At 72.9% G+C, this 4969-nt stretch carries 4 protein-coding genes; 3 read left to right on the top strand and 1 reads right to left on the bottom strand.

Translation table 11 applies throughout. From position 1 onward, the window contains the following. A partial coding sequence (locus ABDW35_RS32070) for a family 20 glycosylhydrolase (RefSeq protein ID WP_343717906.1) occupies positions 1 to 1282 on the bottom strand: 1282 nt, incomplete at its 3' end. 161 nt (positions 1283 to 1443) lie between these two features. On the opposite strand from ABDW35_RS32070, the gene ABDW35_RS32065 reads away from it, so the two are divergent. The 3 genes from ABDW35_RS32065 to ABDW35_RS32055 all read left to right on the top strand — a co-directional run. After that, positions 1444 to 2685 carry an FAD-dependent oxidoreductase gene (locus tag ABDW35_RS32065; RefSeq protein ID WP_343717905.1) on the top strand — a complete coding sequence of 414 codons (1242 nt, stop codon included), beginning with the start codon at positions 1444 to 1446 and terminating at the stop codon, positions 2683 to 2685. A gap of 82 nt (positions 2686 to 2767) precedes the next feature. Further along, positions 2768 to 3415, top strand: a complete 648-nt coding sequence (locus ABDW35_RS32060) for a LysE family translocator (RefSeq protein ID WP_343717904.1) — start codon at positions 2768 to 2770, stop codon at positions 3413 to 3415. Positions 3416 to 3493: 78 nt separating this feature from the next. Further along, positions 3494 to 4969: acetyl-CoA carboxylase biotin carboxylase subunit (locus tag ABDW35_RS32055; RefSeq protein ID WP_343717903.1), on the top strand; the 1476-nt coding region annotated here is incomplete at its 3' end.

Below are 4969 nucleotides of genomic sequence, written 5' to 3'. Positions count from 1 at the left end.
GCTCATGGGCAGGGTTCAGGCAGTTGTTGGGGAAGCCCTGCACCGACTGGTACTCGCCATGCTCGCCCGGGTCGCGCAGATGCGGCAGTGCCTGCAGCACGGCGTAGCAATGGCCGGGAATGTCGATCTCCGGCACCACGACGATGCCCAGCCGGTCGGCCAGGGCCACCAGATCGCGGATCGCCTGCTTGCTGTAGTAACCGCCCTGCGGCTCGGGGCCGGAGCCGAGCAGCGGCGGCAGCGCCAGGCCATGGCCGCGCCAGGCGCCGACCCTGGTCAGCTCCGGATAGGCGTCGATCTCGACCCGCCAGGCCTCGTCATCCGACAGGTGCCAGTGGAAGCGGTTCATCTTGCTCCAGGCCTGCAGCTGCAGGAACCGCGCCACCTCGGCCGAGGCATAGAACTGCCGGGCGACGTCGAGATGCGACCCGCGCCAGCCATGGGCCGGGGAATCCTGGATTTCGCCGCCGGTCGGGAACAGGAAGGTCTCAGGATGGCGCCGGGCGCCGCGCCAGATCTGGCCCAGCGTGATCAGCCCGTACAGCAGGCCGGTGCGGGTGGTGGCCCGTACGGCGACGCCGTCCTCGGCGAAGGCGATGCGATAGGCCTCGGGGCCAAATCCCGGCTCGACGGCGAGATCGACGGCCAGGCCGCCCTCCGCCTCCGGCCGCACGACGCCCTCCGCCGGGAACAGCGCGGTGGTCAACTCGGCGAAGGCGGTGATCGCCTGTCCTGTCTCGGCGCCTTCGCCCCTCGGCGCCAGGCCGGCGGGAACGGCGCGGCGGCCGCTGACGGCGACGCTTTCCGGCCAGGGAATCACCGAGACCGGCACCGTACCGGACGAGCCCGCGATCGTGATCGAGGCGGGGACGGGGAAGCGCTCGGTGCCCCGCTTCAGCGGCGCGTTGTCGGTGGCCGAATGGGTCGGCGCGGTGGCGACCCGTGCGGTCGACCCGTCTGCCAGCGCGACATAGGCCGTGGTCGCGCCGTCGGTCCAATGGCGCAGCGGATAGCTCAGCCCCCGCGCCGTGATCGTCCAGGTGGCGCCGGGGGCCAGCTCCAGGTCCGGGCCGGGCGTGAACTCCGAATGATTCGACAGCCGGGCGGTCAGCGTGGCGCCCTCGATCACCGCGGCGGGGTCGATCCGAGCGGGTCCGCTGAGGCAGAGGCTGAAGCCCGAGACCGCCCGGCCCGACTGGTTGGTCAGCCGCAGCGTATAACTCAGGGGCTCGCCGCCCTCGGCGGGCCGCCAGAAGGTTTCGAGTCGGAACGGGGACGTCATCGGGCGGGCCTTCGCGGTTGGGAGGACTGCGCTCGGCAGCGCGGGTAATGGTCTATACCACGATGGCGTGATTCGGCTTCGCCGCGAGCCCCCAAAACTGGTGCCGGATATGCTATGCGGCATGGGCGGCCCGGGGGTGGGCCCGGAAAGGCTGTCGGACCGTGATCAGAAGCGATGTCGCCGTGCTCGGCGCCGGAATCATCGGGGTGTCGGCCGCGCTGCACCTGCAGGCGCGCGGCCGGTCGGTGGTGCTGGTCGACCGGCGCGGCCCGGGCGAGGAGACGAGCCACGGCAATGCCGGGCTGATCGAGCGCGCCAGCGTCGTGCCCTATGCCTTTCCCCGCGCGCTGCCGGAGCTGCTGCGCTACGCCTCGAACCGGCGGATCGATGCCCGCTACCACTGGGCCTTCCTGCCGCGGATCGCGCCCTGGCTGTTCCAGTACTGGCGCCACTCCTCGCCGGCCCGGCTGGCGGAGGCAGCGCGGGCGATGCTGCCGCTGATCGAGCGCTGCCTGGACGAGCACCGGCCGCTGCTGCAGCAGGCGGGGATCACCCATCTGGCGCGCGAGACCGGCTGGCTGACCGTCTACCGCTCGGCCCGCAGCCTGGAGGCGGGGGAAGCGGGGCGCGCCGTCGCCGCCGCCCACGGCCTGAACTTCGGCGTGCTCGACCCGGCGCAGATCCGGGCGATGGAGCCGCATCTGGAGGAGGGGCTGGTCGGCGGCGTGCACTGGCGGGATCCGGTCTCGGTCTCCGACCCCGGCGCCGTCACCAAGGGCTATGCCGAACTGTTCCTGCGCCGCGGCGGCCGGCTGGTGCAGGCCGACGCGCGGTCGCTGCAGCCGGCAGAGGGCGGATGGAGCCTGCAGGGTTCGGACGGGCCGGTGCTGGCGCGCGACGCGGTGGTGGCGCTCGGGCCCTGGTCGCTCGACCTGCTGCGGCCACTCGGCTACCGCCTGCCGCTGGCGGTCAAGCGCGGCTACCACATGCATTACCGGCCACGCGGCAACGCCGTGCTCAACCGGCCGGTGCTGGATGACGACCAGGGCTTCCTCCTGACCCCGATGGCGCGCGGCGTGCGCCTGACCACGGGGGTCGAGATGGGCCATCGCGACGCGCCGCCGACGCCGGTGCAGCTGCAGGCGGCCGAGGCCGCGGCGCGGATCCTGTTCCCGCTCGACTCGCGGGTGGACGACCGGCCCTGGATGGGCGCCCGGCCCTGCCTGCCCGACATGCGGCCGGTGATCGGCCCTGCGCCGCGGCACAAGGGGCTGTGGCTCGCCTTCGGCCATGCCCATCACGGCTTCACCCTGGGCCCGGTGACCGGTCGCCTCCTGGCCGAGATGATCACGGGCGGCGAGACCATGGTCGACCCGTCGCCCTATCGCGCCGACCGGTTCTGAGGGCGGGACGGCCATGCGTCCGCCGCGGTGGCGGACACGGGCCAGGAGCCTAGGATCGGTCGTCCGCAGATCCGAGGCTTGCATGTTCGACCCCGCGACGCTCGCCCTGTACATGGCCGCCGCCCTGGCGCTGAACCTCACGCCCGGGCCCGACATGCTGTTCTGCTTCGCCAATGGCGTCTCCCGCGGCCCGCGCGCCGGCCTGGCCGCGGCGCTCGGCATCGGCGGCGGGGCGGCGGTGCACACCATGGCCGCCGCGCTCGGCCTGGCCGGGCTGTTCGCCGCCTCGCCCACCGCCTTCGAGATCCTGCGCTGGGGCGGTGCCGCCTATCTGCTGTGGCTGGCGCTGAAGACGCTGCGCGGCGTCGCCGCCGGTTCCGGCGCCGGCCTCGGCGCCGCCGGGCCGCTGCCGCCGCGGCCGGTGGGGCGGATCTTCTTCGACGGCATGGTCACCAATGTCCTGAACCCGAAGGTGGCGCTGTTCTTCATCGCCTTCCTGCCGCAATTCGTCGACCCGGCGCACAGCGCGGTGCTGCAGATCGTGGTGCTGGGCACGCTCGGCAACATCTCCGGCACCACCATCAACGCCCTGGTCGGAATGTCCTCGGGCGGCGTCGGCCGGGTCCTGTCCCGCCGGCCGGCCGTGGCACGGCTGCTCAACGGCTTCACCGGGGTGGTCTTCCTCGGCCTGGCGGCGCGGCTGGTGCTGGCCGACGGCCGGCCGAAATAGGGTTTCGATTTCCCGCGTGCGCCGCGGTCCAGCCCTGTTAGATTGTTGCTCAAATCAAGCGGCTGTTCCGGGACGGGAATGTTCGACACGCTTCTGATCGCCAATCGGGGGGAGATCGCCTGCCGGGTGATCCGCACCGCGCGGCGCCTCGGCCTGCGCACCGTCGCGGTCCATTCCGACGCCGATGCCGGGGCGCGCCATGTCGCCGAGGCCGATGCCGCGGTGCGAATCGGCCCGCCTCCCGCGCGCGAGAGCTATCTGAGGATCGACGCCATCCTGGCCGCGGCGAAGGCGACCGGCGCGCAGGCCATCCATCCCGGCTACGGCTTCCTGTCGGAGAATGCGGAGTTCGCCGAGGCCTGCGCCGCGGCCGGCATCACCTTCGTCGGCCCGCCGCCCGACGCAATCCGCGCGATGGGCGGCAAGAGCGAGGCCAAGGCGCTGATGGCCGCGGCCGGCGTGCCGCTGGTGCCCGGCTATCACGAGGCCGACCAGGATCCCGCCCGGCTGGCGGCAGAGGCGGCGGCGATCGGCTTCCCGGTGCTGATCAAGGCCTCGGCCGGCGGCGGCGGCAAGGGCATGCGCGTGGTCGAGCGGGCGGAGGATTTCGCCGCCCAGCTCGCCGGCGCCCAGCGCGAAGCCGCCTCCTCCTTCGGCAACGACCGGGTGCTGGTGGAGCGCTATCTGGCGAAGCCGCGCCATGTCGAGATCCAGGTCTTCGCCGACGGCCACGGCCACTGCGTCTACCTGTTCGAACGCGACTGCTCGATCCAGCGCCGCCACCAGAAGGTGGTGGAGGAGGCGCCGGCCCCCGGCCTCGACCCCGCCATCCGCAAGGCGATGGGCGAGGCGGCGGTCGCGGCCGCGAAGGCCATCGGCTATGTCGGCGCCGGCACGGTGGAGTTCCTGCTCGACACCGACGGCCGCTTCTACTTCATGGAGATGAACACCCGGCTGCAGGTCGAGCACCCGGTGACCGAGGCGATCACCGGGCTGGACCTGGTCGAATGGCAGCTGCGCGTCGCGGCCGGCGGCGCGCTGCCGCTGGGCCAGGACGACCTCGCCATCCACGGCGCCGCGATCGAGGTCCGGCTCTATGCCGAGGATCCGCAGGCCGGCTTCCTGCCGCAGACCGGGCGGCTGGCGCATCTGGCCCTGCCCGAGGCGGCGCCGCATGTCCGCATCGATTCGGGCGTGTGCCAGGGCGATTCGATCTCGATCCATTACGACCCGATGATCGCCAAGCTGATCGTCTGGGACGTGGACCGGCCGGCGGCGGTGCGGCGGCTGGCCCGGGCGCTGGACCAGGCGCGGATCGCCGGCCTGGCCACCAATCTCGACTTCCTGCGGGCGATCGCGCGCTGCCCGGCCTTCGCCGCCGCCGAGCTCGACACCGGCTTCATCGCCCGCCATGGGGCGGAGCTGCTGCCGCCGCCCGCGCCGGCCTCCTCCGAGGACATTGCCCTGGCGGCGCTAGGCCTCGTGCTCAGCCGGCCCCGTGACCGCTCCAGCCCCTGGGCCTTGGCCGATGGCTGGCGGATGAACGACGAGGCG

It is taken from the genome of Inquilinus sp. (assembly GCF_039594555.1).
Classification (GTDB): Bacteria; Pseudomonadota; Alphaproteobacteria; order DSM-16000; family Inquilinaceae; genus Inquilinus.
Note: the sequence above shows the minus strand (reverse complement) of the source record. Positions and strands in the feature narration are given on the sequence as shown.